Origin of the sequence: Streptomyces sp. NPDC090442 (assembly GCF_044769405.1) — a bacterium.
Taxonomy (GTDB): domain Bacteria; phylum Actinomycetota; class Actinomycetes; order Streptomycetales; family Streptomycetaceae; genus Streptomyces.
Genome location: NZ_JBIVXW010000037.1, coordinates 1 through 22,081, shown reverse-complemented (window position 1 = coordinate 22,081; position 22,081 = coordinate 1). Strand labels below are relative to the sequence as shown.

Here is a 22,081-nt window from a genome sequence, read left to right as displayed (position 1 = left end):
GGGCTCGGGATGGTGATCCCCCACATCGAGCGGACGACGAGACTCGAACTCGCGACATCCACCTTGGCAAGGTGGTGCTCTACCAACTGAGCTACGTCCGCGGGTGGCTCTCCCAGACCAGGTCGGGGAGCTCCCTGTCCTCCGGGGCGCTTTCGCGTCCCGGCGACGTGTTGAACTCTAGCGGATTCCTGGGCCAGTACAAAAACGCGTTTGTGCAGCGTGCTGCGGTGCTCGCTCGACCCGGGCGATCGACGGTGCCCCGCCATAGACTCACTGACGTGCACGATTTCGCTCCGATGGCCCGCTTCGGCGGGCTGATAGCCACCGACCTGCGCGATGTCACCAGCGATCCCGCGGCACTGGATTCCGCGGGTTGGTGGGCGGTGACCGCCGACTTCGAGGGGGGCGTGGTCTGCGCCCGCTTCGCCGACGTGCGGCCGGCCACCGCCGCGGACGCCCCCGCGCCCGACGCCTGGCGCGGCCCCTTCCCGACGGACTGGCGCAGCTCCATGGACCGCGCCGCCTATACGGACGGCGTCCGCCGCGTCCGTGCCCACATCGCGGCCGGCACGGTCTACCAGGTCAATCTCTGCCGGGTGTTGACCGCGGCGCTGCCCGACCCCGAGCGCTCCGACGTGGACGCACTCTCCGCCGTCTTGGCGCGCGGGAACCCCGCGCCGTATGCCGGAACGATTCGCCTGCCCGATCACGGCGTCGAGATCGCCACCGCCTCGCCGGAGCTCTTCCTGCGCCGGGACGGCCGCACCGTCGAGTCCGGCCCCATCAAGGGCACCGGACGCACCGAGGCGGACCTCTCGGGGAAGGACCGGGCGGAGAACGTGATGATCGTGGACCTGGTCCGCAACGACCTGGGGCGGGTGTGCGGCACGGGTTCGGTCACCGTCCCCGCGCTGTGCGCGGTGGAGGAACACCCGGGCCTCGTCCACCTCGTCTCCACGGTGCGGGGCGAACTGGCCGAGTCCCACGAGAAGACGGCGTGGGCCGATCTCCTCGACGCCACCTTCCCGCCCGGGTCGGTCACCGGAGCCCCCAAGTCCAGTGCGCTGCGGATCATCGACGAGTTGGAGACCGCCCCGCGCGGCCCGTACTGCGGCGGCATCGGCTGGGTGGACGCCGACCGCGGGACCGGCTGGCTCAACGTCGGCATCCGCACGTTCTGGATCGACCGCGCCACCCCCGAGGGCCCGGTGCTCCGGTTCGGCGCCGGGGCCGGGATCATCTGGGACTCGGACCCCGAGCGGGAGTGGGCGGAGACCGAGTTGAAGGCGCGCCGACTGCTCGCGGTAGCGTCCGGTGAGCACGAAGTGAGCGGAGGACGGAAGCGATGAAGATCTGGTTGGACGGAGCACTGCGGGACGCCGAGGGCGCCCGGGTCTCGGTCTTCGATCACGGCCTGACGGTCGGCGACGGGGTCTTCGAGACGATCAAGGCCGAGCGGGGCCGGGCCTTCGCCCTCACCCGCCACCTGGAGCGCCTGGCGACCTCAGCCCGCGGCCTCGGGCTGCCCGCCCCCGACCTCGACGAGGTCCAACGCGGCTGCACCGCCGTCCTGGAGGCCAACCCGATGCCCCTGGGCCGACTGCGGATCACCTACACCGGGGGCGTCTCCCCGCTCGGCTCGGACCGCGGCGAGGCCGGCCCCACCCTGGTCGTCGCGCTCTCGGAGACCGGCCGGCGGCCCGACACCACCGCCGCGGTCACCGTCCCCTGGACGCGCAACGAGCACGGCGCCCTCGCCGGCCTGAAGACCACCTCGTACGGCGAGAACGTCGTCGCCCTCGCCCGCGCCCGTGAACAGGGCGCCTCCGAGGCGCTGTTCGCCAATACGGCCGGCGCGCTCTGCGAGGGCACCGGCTCCAACGTCTTCGTCGTCCTCAACGGCGAACTGCACACCCCGCCGCTGGCCTCCGGCTGCCTGGCCGGCATCACCCGCGCCCTGACCATCGCCTGGGCCGGCGCCAAGGAGACCGACCTGCCGCTCGCGGCCCTGGAGAGCGCCGAGGAGATCTTCCTGACCTCCACGTTGCGCGACGTCCAGGCCGTGACCCGGATCGACGGCCGCCAACTCGCCGACGGGCCGGGCCCGGTGACCGCCGAGGCGATGCGGATCTTCGAACGGGAATCGGCCGCGGACTTCGACCCGCGCTGATGATGACGGGCCGCGGGCGGGCGAGTAGAAAGTCCTCGTGACGACTACTCTGCGCCCCGCGGGCCCCGAGGTACGGCACGACGACGGCCGCCGGTCCCGCCCCTACGACATCTGCGTCAACAGCCGCCGGGTCGGCGGGATCCAGCTGGCCACGGACGCCCGCTTCGGGCCGACCGCCGGGCGGATCGAGGCCCTGACGGTCGACGCCCCCGACCGGCACCGCGGCCGCGCCACGGTCGCCGCGCTGGCCGCCGAGGAGGTGCTGCGCGGCTGGGGCTGCCGGCAGATCGAACTGACCGTGCCCGCCGAGGCGGAGGCCGCGGTACGCCTCTCGGCCGCCCTCAATTACACCGAACGCAGCCGCATCATGTCCCGGCCCCTGACCCGCCCGGGCCCGCTCCCGGACGGCAGCGCCGATCGCCCGTTGGCCGACGCCGAGTTCGCGGCCTGGCGGGACGCCGCGATCGCCGAGCACGTCCGGCAGGAGACCGCCCAGGGGATGCCCCGTGAGCGCGCCGAGGAGATCTCCCCGGGCAGGCACGACGCCCTGCTCCCCGAGGGTGCGGCCACCGCCGGCCAGGTACTACGGGTCCTCGTCCACGAGGGCGTCGACGTCGGCACCCTCTGGCTCGCCCTCCGGCTCCCCGGGCAGCCCGGTGGCTACGTCATGGACGTGCGGGTCGTGCCCGAGCGCCGCGGGGAGGGGCACGGCCGCAGCCTGATGCTCGTCGCCGAACGCGAGACCCAGGCCGCGGGACGCTCCTCCCTGGCGCTCAACGTCACCCCGGACAACGTCCCGGCGCTCGGCCTGTACCGCGCACTGGGCTACCGGACGTCCGCCTACCGGCTCTGGAAGCCGATCCTCTGACCGGCCCGGAGCGCCCCTTCCGGGCCGCTTCGGCGCCGTCGCGCGGCGCGTCAGCCCACCGCGTCGTCCTGCTCGCCCAGCAGCCGCTCGACGAGCTCCTCGATCCGGGCCCGCAGGCCCTCCTGGCTCTTGCCGCCGTCCAACCGCTCGCCGCCGACCACATACGTCGGGGTGCCGGTGACCCCGATGGCCTTGCCCTCGGCCTGGTCGGCGTCGACCACCAGCAGGTGCCGCCCGTCGATCAGCGCGGTGTCGATCTCCTCGGCGTCCAGTCCGAGTTCCCCGGCGGCGTCCAGCAGCGCCTGCTCGCCGCGCCTGCCCACCTCCTCGGTCCGCGCCAGCACCGCCTCGATGTACGGCCAGCCCCGACCCTGCTCTACGGCCTCCTCGGCGGCCTGGGCGGCCGCGTAGGCGTGCTTGTGCTTGGCCAGCGGGAAGTGGCGCAGCCGGATCTCCAGGCGGTCGCCGAAGCGCTCGCGCAGCGCCCGTACGTCGGTCAGGGCGGTGGCGCAGTCCGGGCACTGCAGGTCGCACCACACGTCGAGGACGGGGCTGGCGGGGCTGGCGGGATGGTGGGGGCCGGAGACGGCGGCGTCGTTCATGGGGCCAGTGTTCCAGCCCGCCGCGCTGGCCAGGAACCCGGACCTGCGGAGGAGGGAGACCCCGAGATCTCCCTGAGGTCGTGGTCGGAACATGGCCTGCGAGGGGTCCGAGAGGGCAGGATGGAGGTGAGCGCGGAACGACCGCTCGCCCCCTCGACCGGCAGGAGGACCGGATGCTGACCTCGACAGTCTGTGCCGCGGTATCGGCAGCGGGCCTGGGTATTGCCGCGCTGACCGCCTACCGAAAGCGCTTCCTGGCCGCGACCCGGATCGCCGCCTTCGCCCTGATCCCGATCGGCCTGGTGATGACGGGCGTCATCGACTGGGTCACCAGCATCGTCCTCAAGCCCACGGTCTGGGCCGGGTTCGGGGTGCTCGCGCTCTCCGCGGTGCTGTTCGCGATCGGCAGGCTGGCGGAGCGGCGGCGCGGGATACCGGGCCGCAAGGAGCGCCGGGCCGCGACGGATTCCGGGGCTCCGGCGGTGGCGCCGGCCGCCTCCGCGCCCTCCCTCGGCTCCGGCCGGAAGGCCCCCAAGGCCCAGAAGGCCGCCGCGGCCCCGGGCACGGACGTTGCCCCCAAGGATGACTTCTCGGACATCGAAGCGATCCTGAAAAAGCACGGGATTTGATGAACTCCCGCTGCTGACAGGGCTTTTGGGGATTCCGGGACGATCATCTGCGCGATGATGCGCACGAGATGAACGATGAGTGCGCCCTCGCCCAAGACGACGCCCCGTCCGCCGAACCGCGCGGTTGTCTTTTCGCGCTGTCCCAGCCGCCGTTGATGCTCTTCCTCGCCATCATCGGCCTACTGCTCCTCCTAGGCGCGGTACACGACCTCTACATCCTCTGAACGCCGACGGGCGCGTGTCGGAGCGGGTCGGACGGACCCCGTTGCCGAAGGGCGGGCGGCCGCGCCGCGGTCGCTCAGCTCGCCGCCTCCCGCCGCCGGGCGCGGTACGCCGCGACGTGCAGCCGGTTCCCGCAGGTCCGGCTGTCGCAGTAGCGCCGCGAGCGGTTGCGGGAGAGGTCGACGAAGGCGTGCCGGCAGTCCGGGGCCTCGCAGTGCCGCAGCCGCTCGCGCTCCCCGGCGACGAGGATGAAGGACAGCGCCATCCCGCCGTCCGCGGCCAGATGGTCGGCGACGGAGGCGCCCGGCGCGAAGTAGTGGACGTGCCAGTCGTAGCCGTCGTGGTCGGTCAGCCGCGGGGTGGTGCCCGCCGAGGCGACCAGCGTGTTCAGCCGCGCGGCCGCGGTGCGGTCGTCGTCGGCGGCGAAGACCCCGGCGAACCGCGCCCGCACGGCCCGCACGGCCGCCAGGTCGTCCGGCCCCAGCGCGCCCACGTCACTGATCGCGTTGCGCCGGACGAAGTCCTGCAGGGCCGCGAGGTCGGTCAGGCTGTCCGGGGCGCCGGGGGAGTCGCCTTCGGGCGCGGTGTTCAGCAGATCGACGACCGCGTCCAGCGCGCACCGGGTGTCATGGGTGATCAGCACGGTTCCGCTCCCTGGCCGGGTGGGGTCGGCCGGTGCCGCCCCGGTGTCGTTGGCGAATGGTCGCCGACTCTAGCGCCTGGAACGGGCTTCGGCGCCGTCCCCGCGGTGCTCCGCGGCGACGGCGCCGAAAGTGTGCCGTGTGAACTTGTCGGTCCTGCGCCGTCTCCCCGAGTTGGACGGTCGCAATGGTGAGCGGGCGGATGCGATGGGTGTGCGTGCTGCGTCTCAGCTCTCCGCCAGGATGTGGGAGAGCTCGGTGTCGAGATCGAAATGCCGATGCTCCGTACCGGGCGGTACGGCGGCGTCGGTCCGCTTCAGGAACGATTCCAGCGCCCGCGCGGGGGCCTCCAGGAGGGCTTCCCCCTCCGGGGAGCTCAGGGCGATGCAGACGACGCCCTGCCCGTGGCTCCGGGACGGCCAGACGCGGACGTCTCCAGTGCCCGTGGGCCGGTGCAGGCCCTCGGCGAGGAGGTCGCGGGCGAAGACCCACTCAACCGTTTCCTCGGCTCCGGTATGGAAGGTGGCATGCACGGCATACGGATCGGCCGTGTCATACCGCAGGCCCGCGGGTACAGGCAGTGAGGACTCGCTCGACACAACGAGGCGCAGGTGCAGCTCGCAGCTGACCGTGGTGTTCATAAGCGCCAGGGCCTTTCGCTCAGTGTGCGCTCGGGGATTCGCACGTCGGCGAAATCGACATGCCACCTACGGTGCCGTTGTAAACCCCTCTGACGGTTTTGGGTGGCTTCTGGTACCTCTTACGGCGGATTGCGTGATCGTCCTGGGCGGTGTTTCGGCCAGGTGATCTTGGCGGCGCGTTGACGATTTGGATACGCAGAGTAACGGGTGTCGGGTCGTCGCGTGGTGATCTTGGGTGGCTCGGCGTGCCGGGTGCGACGGGGGTGTTTCCTCGTGCGGGGCGAGTGGTGCTCGCCCGGGGTGGCCGCTCGAAGATCGTCGGGGCGGTCGGGGTGGTCGGAGACGCCTCCGACGTGCGGTAATGTTGGCGATGCGCCCGGGCGATTAGCTCAGTGGGAGAGCGCTTCGTTCACACCGAAGAGGTCACTGGTTCGAACCCAGTATCGCCCACCCGGGACGGCGGCCCGGAGACTCCAAGTCTCCGGGCCGCCGCGTTTGTTGGGCGCTGTGCGAGCGGCGGGGAGCACACTGGGATCATGTCCGCCCCGCCCGGTCGTCCGCGTCGTCTGCACCGCTACCGCTTCCGTAACGTCTGGCTGCTGAGTGCGCCGCCCACCGTGGTCTATGCGGTGTTGGGGCGGGCCGAGAGTTATCCCGGGTGGTGGCCGCAGGTGCGGGCGGTGGCTCCGCTGGAGGGTGGCGGTGGTGCTGCGCGGTTCCGGTCCTTCCTGCCGTACGAACTGGCCGTGGTGGTGCGGGAGACCGTGCGGGATCCGGGGGCCGGGGTGTTGGAGATAGCGATGGGCGGGGACCTGGACGGCTGGGCGCGGTGGACGGTCGTGCCGGGGGAGAGCGGCACCCGGGCGGTCTTCGAGCAGGACGTGGAGGTCCGCAAGCCGGCGCTGCGGCGGTGGGCGTGGCTGGGGCGGCCGCTGTTCCGGATCAATCACGCGCTGATGATGCGGGCCGGGCGGCGTGGGTTGGCGGCCTGGCTGGCCCGCGGGTGAGGGGACGGAACAGGGATTTGATGGAAGGGCGCGGCGGCCTGTATTGTTCAGGTCGTTCGCAGGGGAAACCCCGCGGAAACTCGGGCGATTAGCTCAGTGGGAGAGCGCTTCGTTCACACCGAAGAGGTCACTGGTTCGAACCCAGTATCGCCCACCGGGATCAGGGAGCCGGGCCGCCAACAGGCGGCCCGGCTCCCTGCGTTGGGGCGGTGCGTGCGTGGGCGGCGCGGTGGTCGTTCCGGTCGTGGTGTCGTGGTCTTGGGTGAGGCGGGGTCAGGCGGCGGCGGGGAGTTCGGGGCGGAGCGGCCAGTGCGGGTCGACGGCCTCGGGGGAGCCGGTGCGGGCGAACCACGCCTGGAGCCCGCGGGCCTGGGCCGCGTACCAAACCGCCTGCCGGGTGTGCAGTTCGGCCGGTTCCAGCCCCGCCAGTCGGTCGGCGAAGCGGCGGCCCACCTCCCGGACCACCCGGAGCGCGGCCATGGCGTCCGCGGCCGCCTCGTGGGCGTCGGTCAGCTCGATCTCGTAGTGCGCGCACAGGTCGGTGAGGGTGCGGCGGCCCTTGCGGTAGCGGTCGAGGTGCTTGTCCAGGACGCGGGGGTCGAGGACGTGCAGCGGTTGCGCCCCCAGGTAGGTGGCCAGGGAGCTGGCGCGGTGGCGCTTCAACTCCCGTTCCATGAGGGTGAGATCGAACGGGGCGTTCATCACCACCAGGGGGCGGCCGGCCACCGCCTGGGCGGCCAGCGCGCGGGCCACCTCCTCCAACACCGGCGCAGGCCAACGGCCGTGCAGCGCGAGGTGGTCGGCCGTCAGGCCGTGCACGGCCTGCGCGGCCTCCGGTATCTCCACCCCGGGGTTGATCAGCCAGCGGGTGACGCGCGGCGCGGCGCGCGGGGTCTCCTGTACCACCAGGGCGGCGGAGACGATGCGATCGCGCTCGACGTCGATGCCCGTCGTCTCGGTGTCAAAGGCGGCCAGCGGACCGTCATACCAGCGCGGCATCATCCAACTCCTCGCGGTCGTACGGGGGATGACGGTGCACGTCACCCGTGCTGGTGATACCCGACTGGCAGTCGGCTCGAACCGCCCTTGTTTGCGGCCCTCTTGACGCGGAGACAACCAAGGTGACGGGTGGCGCGCACCGCGCGGTCCGGCGGTGCAGCCCGCCGGCCCCGGCCCCGCCGCCCGCCCGCAACGATCGGCACAGCCCGGAAGGCACCCGCGATGACCCTCGCGCAGCCCGAACCGGGCGGGCTGTTCCCTACCAGCGACAGATACCCCCCGCCCCCCACCACGCCGCAGCGCGGCGGACTCGCCACGACGGCCTGCATGGAGACGCTCCAAGTGGGCTATCTGCACGCGGTCGCCGCCGCCTCCGGATGCTCGCTGGCGCAGCCCTTCCCGGACAACGGCATCGACTGGCACGTCAGCCATGCCGCGCCCGGTCACACCGTCGACGACGAGGTGACCGTCAAGGTGCAGCTCAAGTGCACCTACCAGATCGCCCCCCGCCCGCCGGGGCCCACCTTTGCCTTCACGCTCGACAACGACCACCTGGTGAAGCTGGCCCGCACCCCGGTGGCGGTGCACAAGATCCTCGTCGTGATGCTGGTCCCGCGGGACCCGGACGACTGGCTGCGGGCCGGCCACGACCACCTCGAACTGCGGCACTGCTGCTACTGGATCAACCTCGCCGGCCATCCGGTGACCGGCCGGCGCAGGACCACCGTGCGGGTCCCGACCACGCGGATCTTCGACGACCGTGCGCTGCGCGAGATCATGACGCGGGTCGGGGCGGGAGGGAGACCCTGATGGACCGGCTGACCGATGACTACGGCGCGCGGCCGCCGGACCCCGCGCGGCTCGACCCGGCAGTGCTGGGCGCCCTGTTGGCCCGGCACGGTTGGCGGCGCCGGGGCGGCGGCGCCGGCCCGTATTCCCGCTGGACACCGCCGGGTGGGGTGGGCGGCACCAGCCTCCTGGTGCCGCACGACCGCCGCTTTCCGGACAGTGCCGAACTGCTCGCCGAGGCGCTGGCCGCGCTGGCGCGCAGCGGCACACCCTCGGCCCGCGAGGTGCTGGTCGGGCTCGCGGTGCCCAGCGACGAGGTCCGCTGGGAGCGCGAGATCCCCGACGGCGGCACCGGCGGGGCGCGCGGGGCGGCGCAGGAGCAACTGCGCGGCGCGGCGCGGGCGATGCTGACCGCCGGCGCACTGGCCAGTTACTCCCGGGCCGGCTTCTACGGCGCCCGCCACCAGCGCCGCGCCGAGGGCTTCCTCGGGCAGGTGCTGATCGGCCCGGCGCCCGCCGGTCGGCACCTGGCCGCCTTCGTCCCCGTACCGGCCGGGCGGGGCGCGGTCGCCGCGCTCCAACGGGCGCTGCACGCGGCCCGGGACGCCACCGACTACCAGCGGGCCACCGGCGGCATGGAGGCGTTCGACGCCGCCGTCGGGCTGGGCGTCTGCCACGAGTTGGCGCAGTCGTTGATCGCGCTGGTGCGGGGCGCGGAGGGGGTGCGGATCGCCCTGGCGTGGTCGCCGGGGGCGGGCACCCCGCCCGGGTTCGCGGCCCGCCCCGAGCCCGTCGAGTTCTCGCCCGGCGACCTGCCCGCCCTCCAACAGGCCGCGCAGCGCTACGTCCAGGCCGAGCCGTCGCTGCCGGTGCGGGTCACCGGCACCGTCGTACGGCTGCGCCGGGAGCGGCCGGACGGCCAGGGGGCGGTGCGGCTGCGGGTGATCTCCGGCGCGGACGTGCGGCAGGTGCGGGCCGCCCTGGGGGAGGAGGACTACCGGATCGCCGGGCACGCGCACCTGGCCGGGCTGCCGGTCCGGGTCTGCGGCCGGCTGGAGAGCCGGGGCGGCTTCCGGCGGATCACCGGGGCCCGGGACGTCACGCCGGTCCCGGTCGACCCGGCCGACCGGGACCGGCTGCTGAAGGCGCTCCTGGACGACCCCGCCGACCCGGTGGACACCGCGGATTCCGGGGGCGCGGTCTTCGACGACCCGGACGCGGCGTGCGAGGGGTCGCCGGCGGACGCCTGAGCGGGCCGCGTTAACCGTTTCGCGGTGCGGTCCGGTGGCTCGGTACGATTCGGGGGCGCAGCAAACGCTGAGTGAGTAAAGAGTCAGGAGAGACCGGTGTCAGACGTCCGTGTGACCGTCCAACGCGATTCCGAGCGGGAAGAACGCGTGGTGACCACGGGCACTACGGCCGCCGACCTCTTCCAGGGTGAGCGCAGCATCGTGGCCGCGCGGGTGGCCGGCGAGCTGCGGGACCTCACCTACGCACTGGCCGACGGCGACGAGGTCGAGCCGGTCGAGATCACCTCCGAGGACGGCCTGAACATCCTGCGGCACTCCGCCGCGCACGTGATGGCGCAGGCGGTGCAGGAGCTCTTCCCCGAGGCCAAGCTCGGCATCGGCCCGCCGATCAAGGACGGCTTCTACTACGACTTCGACGTCGAGAAGCCCTTCCACCCGGACGATCTCAAGCGCATCGAGAAGAAGATGCAGGAGATCCAGAAGCGGGGCCAGAAGTTCGCCCGCCGCGCGGTGTCGGACGAGGCGGCCCGCGAGGAGCTGGCGGACGAGCCGTACAAGCTGGAGCTGATCGGCCTCAAGGGTTCCGCCGCGGACGCCGCCGAGGGTGCCTCCGCCGAGGTCGGCGCCGGCGAGCTGACCATCTACGACAACCTTGACGCCAAGACCGGCGAGCTGTGCTGGAAGGACCTGTGCCGCGGGCCGCACCTGCCCAGCACCCGGCACATCCCGGTCTTCAAGCTGATGCGGTCGGCCGCCGCCTACTGGCGCGGCAGCGAGAAGAACCCGCAGCTCCAGCGCATCTACGGCACCGCCTGGCCGACCAAGGACGAGCTGAAGGCGTACCTGGACTTCCTCGCCGAGGCCGAGAAGCGCGACCACCGCAAGCTCGGTGCCGAGCTGGACCTCTTCTCCGTCCCGGAGCAGATCGGCTCCGGCCTCGCCGTCTTCCACCCCAAGGGCGGCATCGTCCGCCGGGTGATGGAGGACTACTCGCGGCGCCGCCACGAGGAAGAGGGCTACGAGTTCGTCTACACCCCGCACGCGACGAAGGGGAAGCTCTTCGAGACCTCGGGCCACCTGGACTGGTACGCCGACGGCATGTACCCGCCCATGCAGCTCGACGAGGGCGTGGACTACTACCTCAAGCCCATGAACTGCCCGATGCACAACCTGATCTTCGATGCGCGCGGCCGCTCGTACCGTGAACTGCCGCTGCGCCTCTTCGAGTTCGGGACGGTGTACCGCTACGAGAAGTCCGGCGTGGTGCACGGCCTGACCCGGGCCCGCGGCTTCACGCAGGACGACGCGCACATCTACTGCACCCGCGAGCAGATGGCCGACGAGCTGGACCGGACGCTCACCTTCGTGCTCAACCTGCTGCGCGACTACGGCCTGGACGACTTCTACCTGGAGCTGTCCACCAAGGACCCGAAGAAGTTCGTCGGCTCGGACGAGGTCTGGGAGGAGGCCACCGAGACCCTCCGTCAGGTCGCGGACAAGCAGGGCCTCCCGCTGGTCCCGGACCCGGGCGGCGCCGCCTTCTACGGCCCGAAGATCTCCGTCCAGACCAAGGACGCGATCGGCCGCACCTGGCAGATGTCGACGATCCAGCTCGACTTCAACCTGCCGGAGCGCTTCGACCTCGAATACACCGCGGCGGACGGCTCCAAGCAGCGGCCGGTCATGATCCACCGCGCGCTGTTCGGTTCGATCGAGCGGTTCTTCGCGGTGCTGCTGGAGCACTACGCGGGCGCCTTCCCGGCGTGGCTGGCCCCGGTGCAGGCCACCTGCATCCCGATCGGCGACGCGCACGTCCCGTACCTGGAGGACTTCGCCAAGGAGGCGAAGGCCAAGGGGCTGCGGCTTGAGGTGGACGCCTCCTCGGACCGGATGCAGAAGAAGATCCGGAACGCGCAGAAGGCCAAGGTGCCGTTCATGATCCTGGCCGGTGACGACGACCTGGCCGCCGGTGCGGTGTCGTTCCGCTACCGCGACGGTTCGCAGGAGAACGGCATCCCCAAGGAGGAGGCGCTGGCCAAGCTCCTGGACGTGGTGGAGCGCCGCGCGCAGATCTGACGCGCATGACGTGACGAGGGGCGGTTCCATGGGGACCGCCCCTCGCCGCATCTCCGGCCGGCCCGGGAGAATATGCTTCGCCACATGACGAGTGAGCCGGAACAGCAGATCGGAGTCGGGACGCAGGACGCGTTCCAGCGCCTGTGGACTCCCCATCGGATGGCGTACATCCAGGGGGAGAACAAGCCGAGCGGCCCGGGGGCCGGGGACGGCTGTCCGTTCTGCAGCATTCCCGCGAAGTCGGACGAGGACGGTCTGGTGATCGCCCGCGGGGAGCGGGTCTACGCGGTGCTGAACCTCTACCCGTACAACGGCGGGCACCTCATGGTCGTCCCGTTCCGGCACGTCGCCGACTACACCGACCTCGACGAGGCGGAGACGGCGGAGCTGGCGGACTTCACCAAGCGCGCGATGACGGCGCTGCGCACCGCGTCCGGGGCGCACGGCTTCAACATCGGTATGAACCAGGGCTCGGTCGCGGGCGCCGGGATCGCCGCCCACCTCCACCAGCACGTCGTTCCCCGCTGGGGTGGCGACACCAACTTCATGCCGGTGGTCGGGCACACCAAGGTGTTGCCGCAGCTCCTCGCCGACACCCGGGCGATGCTCGCCGCGGCCTGGCCGGCGTAGGCGTCGCACCCCGGTGAACGGGGCGACACGCACCCTGATAAACCGTACAAATCGCCCCGATCGGGAATTCTTCCGCCTCTAATGGGGTGGTGACTTCCCTAGATCGTCGTTCCGTGCTGCGTGCGGCCGCCTCGGCCGCGGCCGTCGGCGCACTCACGACGGGCTGTGACCCGAAGCGGTCGGCGGACGACTCCGCCTCCGCACGGGCCCCCGGCGGGCCGGCCCCCCAGGGGACGGGCCGGCCCGCCGCCCCGCACCCCGCCGCCCGGCCGCCGACCCGGGCGCCCGGCCTCCCCGCGGAGATCGAGCACGGGTCGCGCGCGGGCCACGCGGTGGCCCTCACCTTCCACGGCCGCGGCGACCCGAAGCTGGGGCGGGCGCTGCTGGGCGAGGCCGAGCGGGCCGGCGCCCGGGTCACCGTCCTCGCCGTCGGCGACTGGCTCGACGAGCAGCCCGAGATGGCCCGCCGGATCCTCGACGGCGGCCACGAGCTGGGCAACCACACCATGCACCACCGCAACATCTGTGCGCTGCCCGCGGATGCCGCGTACGCCGAGATCAGCCAGTGCGCCGACCGGTTGCGCAGGCTCACCGGCAGCATCGGCAGCTGGTTCCGCCCCTCGCAGACCCAACGGGCCACCCCGCAGGTGATCCGGCTCGCCCGGAAGGCGGGCTACCCGCACGTCCTGTCGTACGACGTGGACTCCCTCGACGCGAACGATCCCGGGGCCCGGGCCGTCCAGCGCACGGTCCTCGACGGCGTCCGGCCGGGCTCGGTCGTCAGCCTCCACCTCGGGCACGCCGGCACGGTGGCCGCGCTGCCCCCGATCCTCGACGGCCTCCGCCGGCGCGGTCTGCGCGCGGTGACGACAACGGAGCTAGTGACCTGATGGCTGACCGGAACCGTACCCATCCCCGCCCGACCGGCCCCCGCCCCACCCGTCGCGCCGCGCTGCTGGTCGCCGCCTGCGCCCTGGCGGCGGGGTGCAGCGGCGGCGGGGAGTCCGCCCCCGCCGCGCGGCCCGCGTCGGCCGCGCCCCACAAGGCCGTCGTCCAGGGACTGCCCGGCATGCCGCCGGTGCTGAACGCGCACGACCTGTACGCCGCGGACCGGCCCAACCAACTGGCGCCGCAGGTCAAGGACTTCCCGTCGCGGGTGTACGTGCCCAACACCGGTTCCGACACGGTCAGCGTCATCGACCCCAAGACGTACAAGGTCATCGAGACGATCCCGGTGGGCGTGCAGCCGCAACACGTGGTGCCGTCCTGGGACATGAAGACGCTGTGGGTCAACAACAACCGGGGGCACGACCTCACCCCGATCGACCCGGCCACCGGCAAGGCCGGCAAGCCGGTGAAGGTCCACGACCCGTACAACCTCTACTTCACGCCCGACGGGAAGTACGCGGTGGTGATGGCGTCCATGGACCGGCAGTTGGTGTTCCGGGACCCGCACACCATGGAGATCCGCAAGACCCTGCCGGTCGACTGCGCGGGCGTCAACCACGCCGACTTCTCGCCCGACGGCAAGTACTTCATCGTCTCCTGCGAGTTCTCCGGGGAACTGCTCAAGGTCGACACCGCGAAGATGGAGGTGGTCGGCAAGCAGAAGCTGCCGTTCGAGGGCGCGATGCCGCAGGACGTGAAGATCTCGCCGGACGGCAGGACGTGGTACGTCGCCGACATGATGGCCGACGGCGTGTGGATCCTGAACGGCGACACCTTCGGCAAGCCCAAGCTGCTGCCGACCGGCAAGGGCGCGCACGGCCTCTACGTCAGCCGCGACTCCCGCACCATGTACGTCTCCAACCGGGGCGAGGGCTCCATCTCGCTGCTGGACTTCACGTCCGGTGACCTGGTCGACAAGTGGCACATCAAGGGCGGCGGCAGCCCCGACATGGGCGGGGTCTCGTCGGACGGCAAGGTGCTGTGGCTCTCGGGGCGGTACAACTCCGAGGTCTATGCGCTCGACACCGCGACGGGGAAGACGTTGGCGAAGATCCGGGTGGGGGAGGGGCCGCACGGGCTGGCGGTGTACCCGCAGCCGGGGCGGTACTCGTTGGGGCACACCGGGATCTTCCGCTAACCGCCCGGCGGCGGCCCGCCGACGGAGCGGGACGGACAACGGACGGGCGCGCGCCCGGCTTTGCCGCCGTGCGCGCGCCCGTCCGTGCGTGCGGGACCCTCCTACGCGTTGTACTCGTCGGCCTTCTTCGGCTCCGCGCCCTGGACCATGCCGCTGAGCACCAGCGAGCGGTTGTCGAAGCGCTCGGTGTCGACGCCGTTCTCCCGCAGGACGCCCATCGCGGCGGTGTGCACGGCCCGCAGGACCGGGGTCGCGGCGCGCAGCGCGTCATCGGCCATGAAGCGGTGGCGCCAGGGCTTGTCGGCCCAGACGTGGCGCAGTCCGAACGGCTCCGGGAGGCCCAACTTGCCGCCGAGGAAGTCCAGTACCGGGGGGAACCACGTCAGCGGGGCGCGGGCGGCGAGCCGGACCACCTCGGACGGTTCGATCAGCGGCAGCGTCTGGGTCCTGGTCTCCCAGAACCGGACGACCTTGGCGACCTGCTTGGTCTTGGGCGACGGCTTGCCCATGAAGAGGGAGTTGACCGGGCCCAGGGCGTGGCCGCTGACCTCGATGCGCAGCGTCTCGTGCAGGACGGTGACGGTGATCAGCAGCGTGAGCACCAACTGGCCGTCCCACAGCACGAATTGGACGCCGAGGTAGTGCCGGTCGCCGCTGCCGAACTGCTGCTCGTTGCAGATCCGCTCTATCTCGTGCCCGCGGATCTCGTAGCCGTCGACGTGGCTGCCGTCGGGGCGGGAGACGCCCTTGGCGTTCTCGCCGATCGGGGAGACGATCCAGTGGCGGACGGACGGCGGCTGTTGGAACCCGCCGGTGTGCAGCGGGCTGCGCTCCAGCAGGCGCAGCCGGTCGTGGATCGCGCGGATGACGTCCCAACTGCGGAACGGGTGGATCTCGGTGCCCTCTTGGGCCGGCCGGAGCTCCTCGGCCAACTGCCAGCTTCCCCAGCGGGTGCCCATCCCGAGTATGCCCTTGGGGCCGGCGTAGAAGACGACGTTGCTGCGCTGCTCCGCGGAGACCTTGGCGAGGTTGTGCCGCAGGGTCTCGGCGGAGGTGTGGTTGGGGTCCTGCGGGACCGCCTCGGGGATCTTCGCGGCGACCCCGCCGCCCTCCAACAGGCCCTTCCACGCCTCCCGCAGGGTCACCGCGGTCCGCTCGCAGATCTGCTTGGCCAGCCACCAGCCGACCACCGGGGCGACGAGCATGCCGCGGGCGTACAGCGGCCAGAAACCGTTCCACGGCAGCTTGATCATGAAGAACAGGCCGGCGGCGGCCAGCAGCGCCAACAGCGTGCCGCCCAACAGGGAGATGCCGTTGCCCTCGCCGTCCTTGGAGAACATCTTGCGGAGCTGGAAGGCCCCCAGCCAGAGCAGCACCCCGGGCAGGAACAGCAGCCCGCACACCACCATCAGGACCGTCAGCTGGGTGTCGCGCTGCTTGCGGATGCGGGTGGCCGACAGGCAGTGCTCGACGATCGTCTGGGGCTCCGTCCCGAAGGACTGGATCAGCGGGCCGCGGCCGCCGCCGAGCATCCGCACCTGGACGGCGCGCGAGAACGCCTCGCCCAAATTGGGTGCGAACAGGGACAGTTTGGGCTTCTTGATGTCGGAGGCGCCGGAGTCGGAGTCCGCCTTGGAAATGTCCGACAGCGGGCTGTCCCGGTAGGCGGCCGAGGCCAGCGCCTGGGTCGCCGCGGTCTGTCCCGCGCCCCCCGAAATGGGGACCTGCGCCCCCGGACTGAAGTCAAAGCCGTCTGCCACTACCGCCCCCATCACCGCGCGTACCCGCTGATGCGCTCTACCCGACTGCGCTTGCGCGCACACCTGCCGCGCCGGCCGGTTCGCACGGTGGCGCACGGCGCCCGGCGCAGCGAGGAGTCCCAGCGTACAGCCGCCGCCCCGGCCCAACAGGGCCCCTGTGGACGGCGGCTGACCGAGCGTTAACTATGCGCCGACCTCGACCCGTTCGCGCATCTTGGCGGCGAGCTGCCCGGGCATCGGCTCGTGCCGCAGATAGCCGCGGCTGAACCGGCCGGTGCCGTGCGAGAGCGAGCGCAGGTCGACGGCGTAGCGGTCGACCTCGATCTCCGGCACCTCGGCGCGGACCAACGTGCGCCCGGCGCCGGACTGTTCGGTGCCCACGACCCGCCCGCGGCGACCGGAGAGGTCGCTGAGCACCGGGCCGACATACTCGTCCGGCACGAGGACGCGGACGTCGGCGACCGGTTCCAGGAGCGCGATCGTGGTCTGCGCGGCGGCCTCCCGCAGCGCCAGTGCCCCCGCCGTCTGGAACGCGGCGTCGGAGGAGTCGACCGAGTGGGACTTGCCGTCGAGCAGGGTGACCCGGATGTCGACGAGCGGATAGCCGGCGGCGATCCCGCGGGCAGCCTGGGCCCGCACCCCCTTCTCCACGGACGGGATGAACTGCCGGGGCACCGCACCGCCGACGACCTTGTCCACGAACTCGATGCCGGAGCCGCCCGGCAGCGGCTCGACCTGGATCTCGCAGATCGCGAACTGGCCGTGCCCACCGGACTGTTTGACGTGCCGGCCGCGGCCCGCGGCGGCGCCGCCGAACGTCTCCCGCAGCGCGACCTTGTGGTCCACGGTGTCGACTTGGACGCCGTAACGGGAACGCAGCCGCTCCAGCGCCACGTCGGCGTGCGCCTCGCCCATGCACCACAGGACCACCTGGTGGGTGTCCTGGTTGTGCTCCAGCCGCATCGTCGGGTCCTCGGCCACCAGACGGGCCAGCCCTTGGGAGAGCTTGTCCTCGTCGGCCTTGCTGTGCGCCCGGATGGCGATCGGCAGCAGCGGGTCGGGCATCTCCCACGGCTCCATCAGCAGCGGGGAGTCCTTGGCGGAGAGGGTGTCGCCGGTCTCGGCACGGGTCAGCTTGGCCACGCAGGCCAGGTCACCGGCGATGGCCTGGGGCAGCGGGCGCTGCTGCTTGCCGAAGGGCGCGGAGAGCGCGCCGACCCGCTCGTCGACGTCGTGGTCCTCGTGGCCGCGGTCGGTCAGACCGTGGCCGGAGACGTGCACCGTCTCGTCCGGGCGGAGGGTGCCGGAGAAGACCCGGACCAGGGAGAGCCGGCCGACGTACGGGTCCGACGAGGTCTTGACCACCTCGGCGGCGAGCGGGCCCTCGGGGTCGCAGCCCAGGCCCGCTCGCGGCGAGCCGTCCGGGCCGGTGACGGCGGGGGCCTCGCGCTCCGACGGGGTGGGGAAGCCGCCGGTGATCAACTCCAGCAGTTCCACCGTGCCCAGCCCCTGCTTGGCGCCGTCGACGGCCGGGGCGGCGGCCAGGACGGGGTGGAAGGAGCCCCGGGCCACCGCGGTCTCCAGGTCGCCGATGAGGGTCTTGACGTCGATCTCCTCGCCGGCGAGGTAGCGGTCCATGAGGGACTCGTCCTCGCTCTCGGCGATGATCCCCTCGATGAGGCGGTTGCGCGCCGTCTCGATCAGCGGGAGTTCCTCGTCGGTGGGCGCGCGCTCGGTGCGTTCGCCCGAGGAGTAGTCGAAGACCCGTTGGGAGAGCAGGCCGATCAGGCCGTTGACGGGCGCGTGCCCGTCGGCGCCGGGGGTGCCGTACAGCGGGAGGTAGAGCGGGAGGACGGCGTCCGGGTCCTCGCCGGCGAGGGTGACCGCGCAGCGCCGGGTCATCTCGTCGAAGTCGGCGCGGGCGGCCTCCAGGTGCGTGACGACCAGGGCGCGCGGCATCCCGACTGCCGCGCACTCGTCCCACACCATCCGGGTCGCGCCGGCCACCCCGTCCGCCGCCGAGACGACGAAGAGGGCCGCGTCCGCGGCGCGCAGGCCGGCCCTGAGTTCCCCGACGAAATCGGCGTATCCGGGGGTGTCCAACAAGTTGATCTTGACTCCGCCCCAGTCGACCGGGACGAGGGAGAGCTGTACCGAGCGCTGCTGGCGGTGTTCGATCTCGTCGTAGTCGGACAGGCAGCCGCCGTCCTCGACCCGGCCCGCCCGGTTGACCGCGCCGGACGCCAGCGCGAGCGCCTCGACCAGGGTGGTCTTCCCCGAGCCGCTGTGGCCGACCAGCACCACGTTGCGCAGGGATGCGGGCCGGTCGGCCGCCGGTGCCCTTCCGGCGGCTCCTGGGTGTGTACTCGACTTCTCGCTCATGTGTCTCGCCTCCAGGTCGACACTTTGCGGTGATTCGAGCTTTCCACCGGGTTCAGGATGCGTCCATACATGGCGCGCGGGCCGGCCGCTCCCTAGGCGCCGCCCGGCCATCCTGGCCCCGCGGGCGCGCCGGTCGGCGCGCGACGACCGGCCCGAGCCCCGGGGAAGCACCCCGCGCCGCGATGCCTTCGCGGTGCCCCGCGGCGTCCTGGCTACGATGGGCCAGCCGGTGGCCCCTTGACCGCGCGGCCCATATCGACTTCCGGGAAGGTCATGCTGAACAAGTACGCGCGTGCGTTCTTCACGCGTGTTCTCACACCGTTCGCCGCCCTGCTCATCCGTCTCGGGGTCAGCCCGGACGCGGTCACCCTCGTCGGGACCGGCGGTGTGGTGGCCGGCGCCCTGATCTTCTACCCCCAGGGCGAGTTCTTCTGGGGCACGGTCGTGATCACGCTGTTCGTCTTCTCCGACCTGGTCGACGGGAACATGGCGCGGCAACTGGGCCGCTCCAGCAGGTGGGGCGCTTTCCTCGACTCCACCCTCGACCGGGTCGCGGACTCCGCGATCTTCGGCGGGCTGGCGCTCTGGTACGCCGGGCGCGGCGACAACCTCGCGCTCTGCGCGGTCGCCATCTTCTGCCTCGCCAGCGGCCAGGTCGTCTCGTACACCAAGGCGCGCGGCGAGGCCATCGGGCTGCCGGTGGCCGTCAACGGCCTGGTGGAGCGGGCCGAGCGGCTGGTGATCTCGCTGGTCGCCTGCGGCCTGTCCGGGCTGCACGCGTTCGGCGTGCCGGGTGTGCAGATCCTGCTGCCGATCGCCCTGTGGGTGGTCGCCGCGGGCAGCGCCGTCACCCTCGGCCAGCGCGTGGTGACGGTACGACGGGAGTCGGCCGAGGCCGACGCCCTCGCGCAAGGGGGGAACGGCTGATGGGCCGCGGAAACCTGATCGACATCGACAAGCTGACGGACGGGCTCTACGGCCTGGGCTGGAGCACCGTCAAGCGGCTGCCCGAGGGCGTCGCGGTGCAACTCGGGCGGCAGATCGCCGACCTGGCCTGGCGGCGGCGCGGCAAGGGCGTCCAGCGCCTGGAGTCCAACCTCGCCCGGGTCGTGCCGGACGCCTCCGCGGAGCGGCTGACCGAGCTCTCCCGGGCCGGGATGCGCTCGTACATGCGGTACTGGATGGAGTCCTTCCGGCTGCCGGCGTGGAGCCCCGAGCGGATAAAGGCCGGTTTCGCTCCCCAGGACGTGCACTACCTGGAGGAGGGCCTCAAGAGCGACCGCGGGGTGATCCTCGCGCTGCCCCACATGGGCAACTACGACCTGGCCGGCGTCTGGGTCACCACCAAGCTCAACACCCCGTTCACCACCGTCGCCGAGCGCCTGAAGCCGGAGTCGCTCTACGACCGGTTCGTCGCCTACCGCGAGGGGCTGGGCATGGAGGTGCTGCCGCACACCGGCGGCGCCGCGTTCGGCACCCTGGCCCGGCGGCTGCGCGCCGGCGGCCTGGTCTGCCTGGTCGCCGACCGCGACCTGTCCAGCTCCGGGATACCGGTGAAGTTCTTCGGCGAGCAGACGAAGATGCCGGCCGGGCCCGCGATGCTCGCCCTCCAGACCGGCGCGATGCTGCTCCCCGTCACCCTCTGGTACGACGAGAGCCCCGTCATGCGCGGCCGGGTCCACCCGGAGATCGACGTACCGGAGAACGGCACCCGCGCCGAGAAGGCCGCCCACATGACGCAGGCGCTCGCCGACGCCTTCGCCTCCGGCATCGCCGACCACCCCGAGGACTGGCACATGCTCCAGCGCCTGTGGCTCGCCGACCTGGAGCCCCGCGGCGGCACCCCCGGAACGGAGCCCGCGTGAAGATCGGCATCGTCTGCCCGTACTCCTGGGACGTCCCCGGCGGCGTCCAGTTCCACATCCGCGACCTGGCCGAGCACCTGATCCGCCTCGGCCACGACGTCTCCGTCCTGGCCCCCGCCGACGACGAGACCCCGCTGCCCTCCTACGTCGTCCCCGCCGGCCGCGCCGTCCCCGTCCCGTACAACGGCTCGGTGGCCCGCCTGAACTTCGGCTTCCTCTCCGCCGCCCGGGTCCGCCGCTGGCTGCAGAACGGCGCCTTCGACGTCATCCACATCCACGAGCCGGCGTCCCCGTCCCTCGGCCTGCTCGCCTGCTGGGCCGCCCAGGGGCCGATCGTGGCGACGTTCCACACCTCCAACCCGCGCTCCCGGGCCATGATCGCCGCGTATCCGATCCTGCAGCCCGCGCTGGAGAAGATCAGCGCCCGGATCGCGGTCAGCGAGTACGCCCGCCGCACCCTGGTCGAGCACCTCGGCGGTGACGCGGTGGTCATCCCCAACGGCGTGGACGTCGACTTCTTCGGCCGGGCCGAACCGCGCCCGGAGTGGCAGGGCCGCACCATCGGCTTCATCGGCCGGATCGACGAGCCCCGCAAGGGCCTGCCGATCCTGATGAAGGCGCTGCCCGCGATCCTCGACGCGGTCCCCGACGCCCGCCTGTTGGTCGCCGGCCGCGGCGACCAGGAGGAGGCGGTCGCCGACCTGCCCGCCGAACTGCGCTCCCGGGTCGAGTTCCTCGGCATGGTCTCCGACGAGGACAAGGCGCGCCTGCTGCGCAGCGTGGACGTCTACGTCGCGCCCAACACGGGCGGCGAGTCCTTCGGCATCATCCTCGTGGAGGCGATGTCCGCCGGCGCCCCCGTACTGGCCAGCGACCTCGACGCGTTCGCCCAGGTCCTGGACCAGGGCGAGGCCGGCGAACTCTTCGCCAACGAGGACGCCGAGGCGCTCGCCGCCGCCGCGATCCGCCTCCTCAACCGCCCCGAAAGGCTGGCCGAGCTCAGCACCCGCGGCACGAAGCACGTCCGCCGCTTCGACTGGACGACCGTCGGCGCGGACATCCTCGCCGTCTACGAAACGGTGGCCGCCGGCGCGTCGGCGGTGGCCACGGACGAGCGCGTGGGCGCGAGGGCGCGGCGCTGGCTGACGCGGGACTAGCGTCTGGGTTGCTTCCCACGTTGTTGGCTCTCCCGCCGCGCGGGTTGTTGTTCTTTGCGCCTGCGGCGCCGGTCCGCTTGCGCGGGGCCGGTCCGCTGCGCGGGGCGGGTCGAGTTGTCCGCTGCCGGTCCGCTGCGCGGGGCCGATCCGCTGCGCGGTGCTGTTGGGGTGCGGTGACGGGCCTGCGGGGTGGGGGTGCCAGACTGCTTCGCTTTACGTCTGGCACCCCCACCCCACCCGCCCCTCCCCACCCCGTGGAGGGGGGGGCAGACCGGGGGTGGGACGGACGGCCCGGGGGTCAACAAGG

General features: G+C 72.3%; 21 protein-coding genes and 3 tRNA genes. 17 read left to right on the top strand and 7 right to left on the bottom strand.

What is annotated here, in order from left to right; all coding sequences use genetic code 11:
* Positions 1 to 28 precede the first annotated feature (28 nt).
* A tRNA-Gly gene (locus tag ACIQU6_RS25130) sits at positions 29 to 101 on the bottom strand.
* A gap of 177 nt (positions 102 to 278) precedes the next feature.
* Here ACIQU6_RS25130 and ACIQU6_RS25125 point away from each other — a divergent pair.
* From ACIQU6_RS25125 to ACIQU6_RS25115, 3 genes are read left to right on the top strand one after another with little or no spacing between them, the layout of a single operon-like run.
* A complete protein-coding gene (locus tag ACIQU6_RS25125; RefSeq protein ID WP_403483925.1) occupies positions 279 to 1,349 on the top strand; it encodes a chorismate-binding protein in 1,071 nt (356 codons plus the stop codon).
* Positions 1,346 to 2,170, top strand: coding sequence for an aminotransferase class IV (locus tag ACIQU6_RS25120; protein ID WP_403483924.1), 825 nt, complete (start codon positions 1,346 to 1,348; stop codon positions 2,168 to 2,170). Before ACIQU6_RS25125 ends, ACIQU6_RS25120 begins: the two co-directional genes overlap by 4 nt.
* Before the next feature lie 37 nt (positions 2,171 to 2,207).
* Positions 2,208 to 3,038, top strand: coding sequence for a GNAT family N-acetyltransferase (locus tag ACIQU6_RS25115; RefSeq protein WP_403483923.1), 831 nt, complete (start codon positions 2,208 to 2,210; stop codon positions 3,036 to 3,038).
* A 50-nt stretch (positions 3,039 to 3,088) separates the two neighbouring features.
* Here the strand turns inward: ACIQU6_RS25115 and ACIQU6_RS25110 are convergent, their stop codons facing one another.
* Positions 3,089 to 3,640 (bottom strand): DsbA family protein, encoded by a 552-nt coding sequence (locus ACIQU6_RS25110; protein ID WP_403483922.1) that lies wholly within the window; start codon positions 3,638 to 3,640, stop codon positions 3,089 to 3,091.
* 173 nt (positions 3,641 to 3,813) lie between these two features.
* Between ACIQU6_RS25110 and ACIQU6_RS25105 the strand changes: the two genes are divergently transcribed.
* Both ACIQU6_RS25105 and ACIQU6_RS25100 read left to right on the top strand, forming a co-directional pair.
* Positions 3,814 to 4,269 (top strand): hypothetical protein, encoded by a 456-nt coding sequence (locus ACIQU6_RS25105; protein WP_403483921.1) that lies wholly within the window; start codon positions 3,814 to 3,816, stop codon positions 4,267 to 4,269.
* A 68-nt stretch (positions 4,270 to 4,337) separates the two neighbouring features.
* A complete protein-coding gene (locus ACIQU6_RS25100) occupies positions 4,338 to 4,493 on the top strand; it encodes a hypothetical protein (RefSeq protein WP_274916978.1) in 156 nt (51 codons plus the stop codon).
* Positions 4,494 to 4,567: 74 nt separating this feature from the next.
* Here the strand turns inward: ACIQU6_RS25100 and ACIQU6_RS25095 are convergent, their stop codons facing one another.
* Together ACIQU6_RS25095 and ACIQU6_RS25090 are read right to left on the bottom strand one after the other, a co-directional pair.
* Complete coding sequence (locus ACIQU6_RS25095; RefSeq protein WP_403483920.1) at positions 4,568 to 5,134, bottom strand: CGNR zinc finger domain-containing protein; 567 nt, start codon at positions 5,132 to 5,134, stop codon at positions 4,568 to 4,570.
* Positions 5,135 to 5,359: 225 nt separating this feature from the next.
* Positions 5,360 to 5,773 (bottom strand): SsgA family sporulation/cell division regulator, encoded by a 414-nt coding sequence (locus ACIQU6_RS25090; RefSeq protein ID WP_003959770.1) that lies wholly within the window; start codon positions 5,771 to 5,773, stop codon positions 5,360 to 5,362.
* Positions 5,774 to 6,151: 378 nt separating this feature from the next.
* On the opposite strand from ACIQU6_RS25090, the gene ACIQU6_RS25085 reads away from it, so the two are divergent.
* The 3 genes from ACIQU6_RS25085 to ACIQU6_RS25075 all read left to right on the top strand — a co-directional run bounded on the left by ACIQU6_RS25085 (position 6,152) and on the right by ACIQU6_RS25075 (position 6,934).
* Positions 6,152 to 6,223 (top strand) — tRNA-Val (locus ACIQU6_RS25085).
* A gap of 86 nt (positions 6,224 to 6,309) precedes the next feature.
* Complete coding sequence (locus ACIQU6_RS25080) at positions 6,310 to 6,780, top strand: SRPBCC family protein (protein WP_403483919.1); 471 nt, start codon at positions 6,310 to 6,312, stop codon at positions 6,778 to 6,780.
* 82 nt (positions 6,781 to 6,862) lie between these two features.
* Positions 6,863 to 6,934, top strand: a tRNA-Val gene (locus tag ACIQU6_RS25075).
* A gap of 119 nt (positions 6,935 to 7,053) precedes the next feature.
* On the opposite strand, the gene ACIQU6_RS25070 is transcribed toward ACIQU6_RS25075, so the two are convergent.
* Positions 7,054 to 7,779 carry an exonuclease domain-containing protein gene (locus tag ACIQU6_RS25070; RefSeq protein ID WP_403483983.1) on the bottom strand — a complete coding sequence of 242 codons (726 nt, stop codon included), beginning with the start codon at positions 7,777 to 7,779 and terminating at the stop codon, positions 7,054 to 7,056.
* A gap of 222 nt (positions 7,780 to 8,001) precedes the next feature.
* Between ACIQU6_RS25070 and ACIQU6_RS25065 the strand changes: the two genes are divergently transcribed.
* The 6 genes from ACIQU6_RS25065 to ACIQU6_RS25040 all read left to right on the top strand — a co-directional run bounded on the left by ACIQU6_RS25065 (position 8,002) and on the right by ACIQU6_RS25040 (position 14,610).
* Positions 8,002 to 8,589 carry a DUF4365 domain-containing protein gene (locus ACIQU6_RS25065; RefSeq protein ID WP_403483918.1) on the top strand — a complete coding sequence of 196 codons (588 nt, stop codon included), beginning with the start codon at positions 8,002 to 8,004 and terminating at the stop codon, positions 8,587 to 8,589.
* The gene (locus tag ACIQU6_RS25060) at positions 8,589 to 9,818 is read left to right on the top strand and encodes a hypothetical protein (RefSeq protein WP_403483917.1); all 1,230 of its coding nucleotides are present in this window, start codon (positions 8,589 to 8,591) and stop codon (positions 9,816 to 9,818) included. The genes ACIQU6_RS25065 and ACIQU6_RS25060 overlap by 1 nt, the downstream gene beginning before the upstream one ends.
* A gap of 96 nt (positions 9,819 to 9,914) precedes the next feature.
* Positions 9,915 to 11,894 carry a threonine--tRNA ligase gene (gene thrS, locus ACIQU6_RS25055; protein WP_403483916.1) on the top strand — a complete coding sequence of 660 codons (1,980 nt, stop codon included), beginning with the start codon at positions 9,915 to 9,917 and terminating at the stop codon, positions 11,892 to 11,894.
* Positions 11,895 to 11,966: 72 nt separating this feature from the next.
* Positions 11,967 to 12,524: an HIT family protein gene (locus ACIQU6_RS25050; protein ID WP_403483915.1), complete on the top strand. Its 558-nt coding sequence runs from the start codon at positions 11,967 to 11,969 to the stop codon at positions 12,522 to 12,524.
* An 89-nt stretch (positions 12,525 to 12,613) separates the two neighbouring features.
* On the top strand, positions 12,614 to 13,414 hold the full coding sequence (locus tag ACIQU6_RS25045; RefSeq protein ID WP_403483914.1) for a polysaccharide deacetylase family protein: 801 nt from the start codon (positions 12,614 to 12,616) through the stop codon (positions 13,412 to 13,414).
* Positions 13,414 to 14,610 (top strand): hypothetical protein, encoded by a 1,197-nt coding sequence (locus tag ACIQU6_RS25040; protein ID WP_403483913.1) that lies wholly within the window; start codon positions 13,414 to 13,416, stop codon positions 14,608 to 14,610. The genes ACIQU6_RS25045 and ACIQU6_RS25040 overlap by 1 nt, the downstream gene beginning before the upstream one ends.
* 101 nt (positions 14,611 to 14,711) lie before the next feature.
* On the opposite strand, the gene ACIQU6_RS25035 is transcribed toward ACIQU6_RS25040, so the two are convergent.
* Positions 14,712 to 16,370 carry a hypothetical protein gene (locus ACIQU6_RS25035; protein ID WP_403483912.1) on the bottom strand — a complete coding sequence of 553 codons (1,659 nt, stop codon included), beginning with the start codon at positions 16,368 to 16,370 and terminating at the stop codon, positions 14,712 to 14,714.
* A gap of 183 nt (positions 16,371 to 16,553) precedes the next feature.
* Positions 16,554 to 18,752, bottom strand: coding sequence for an elongation factor G-like protein EF-G2 (locus ACIQU6_RS25030; RefSeq protein WP_403483911.1), 2,199 nt, complete (start codon positions 18,750 to 18,752; stop codon positions 16,554 to 16,556).
* Between the two features lie 273 nt (positions 18,753 to 19,025).
* On the opposite strand from ACIQU6_RS25030, the gene pgsA reads away from it, so the two are divergent.
* Genes pgsA through ACIQU6_RS25015 form a run of 3 tightly spaced genes read left to right on the top strand, consistent with a single transcriptional unit; the run spans position 19,026 to position 21,774 of the window.
* Entirely contained in the window at positions 19,026 to 19,679 is a 654-nt protein-coding gene (pgsA, locus tag ACIQU6_RS25025; RefSeq protein WP_403483910.1) for a phosphatidylinositol phosphate synthase, read from the top strand.
* Complete coding sequence (locus tag ACIQU6_RS25020; protein WP_403483909.1) at positions 19,679 to 20,617, top strand: phosphatidylinositol mannoside acyltransferase; 939 nt, start codon at positions 19,679 to 19,681, stop codon at positions 20,615 to 20,617. The genes pgsA and ACIQU6_RS25020 overlap by 1 nt, the downstream gene beginning before the upstream one ends.
* A complete protein-coding gene (locus ACIQU6_RS25015) occupies positions 20,614 to 21,774 on the top strand; it encodes a glycosyltransferase family 4 protein (RefSeq protein ID WP_403483908.1) in 1,161 nt (386 codons plus the stop codon). The genes ACIQU6_RS25020 and ACIQU6_RS25015 overlap by 4 nt, the downstream gene beginning before the upstream one ends.
* Positions 21,775 to 22,081: the final 307 nt, after the last annotated feature.

Excerpts from the sequence above, each read along its gene's own strand:
- ACIQU6_RS25080 (WP_403483919.1), top strand. The coding sequence starts at position 6,310 with ATGTCCGCCCCGCCCGGTCGTCCGCGTCGTCTGCACCGCTACCGCTTC.
- ACIQU6_RS25020 (WP_403483909.1), top strand. The coding sequence starts at position 19,679 with ATGGGCCGCGGAAACCTGATCGACATCGACAAGCTGACGGACGGGCTC.
- pgsA (WP_403483910.1), top strand. The coding sequence starts at position 19,026 with ATGCTGAACAAGTACGCGCGTGCGTTCTTCACGCGTGTTCTCACACCG.
- ACIQU6_RS25065 (WP_403483918.1), top strand. The coding sequence starts at position 8,002 with ATGACCCTCGCGCAGCCCGAACCGGGCGGGCTGTTCCCTACCAGCGAC.
- ACIQU6_RS25060 (WP_403483917.1), top strand. The coding sequence starts at position 8,589 with ATGGACCGGCTGACCGATGACTACGGCGCGCGGCCGCCGGACCCCGCG.
- ACIQU6_RS25120 (WP_403483924.1), top strand. The coding sequence starts at position 1,346 with ATGAAGATCTGGTTGGACGGAGCACTGCGGGACGCCGAGGGCGCCCGG.
- ACIQU6_RS25090 (WP_003959770.1), bottom strand. The coding sequence starts at position 5,773 with ATGAACACCACGGTCAGCTGCGAGCTGCACCTGCGCCTCGTTGTGTCG.
- ACIQU6_RS25050 (WP_403483915.1), top strand. The coding sequence starts at position 11,967 with ATGCTTCGCCACATGACGAGTGAGCCGGAACAGCAGATCGGAGTCGGG.
- ACIQU6_RS25105 (WP_403483921.1), top strand. The coding sequence starts at position 3,814 with ATGCTGACCTCGACAGTCTGTGCCGCGGTATCGGCAGCGGGCCTGGGT.
- ACIQU6_RS25110 (WP_403483922.1), bottom strand. The coding sequence starts at position 3,640 with ATGAACGACGCCGCCGTCTCCGGCCCCCACCATCCCGCCAGCCCCGCC.
- ACIQU6_RS25070 (WP_403483983.1), bottom strand. The coding sequence starts at position 7,779 with ATGCCGCGCTGGTATGACGGTCCGCTGGCCGCCTTTGACACCGAGACG.
- ACIQU6_RS25100 (WP_274916978.1), top strand. The coding sequence starts at position 4,338 with ATGAACGATGAGTGCGCCCTCGCCCAAGACGACGCCCCGTCCGCCGAA.
- ACIQU6_RS25030 (WP_403483911.1), bottom strand. The coding sequence starts at position 18,752 with ATGAGCGAGAAGTCGAGTACACACCCAGGAGCCGCCGGAAGGGCACCG.
- ACIQU6_RS25040 (WP_403483913.1), top strand. The coding sequence starts at position 13,414 with ATGGCTGACCGGAACCGTACCCATCCCCGCCCGACCGGCCCCCGCCCC.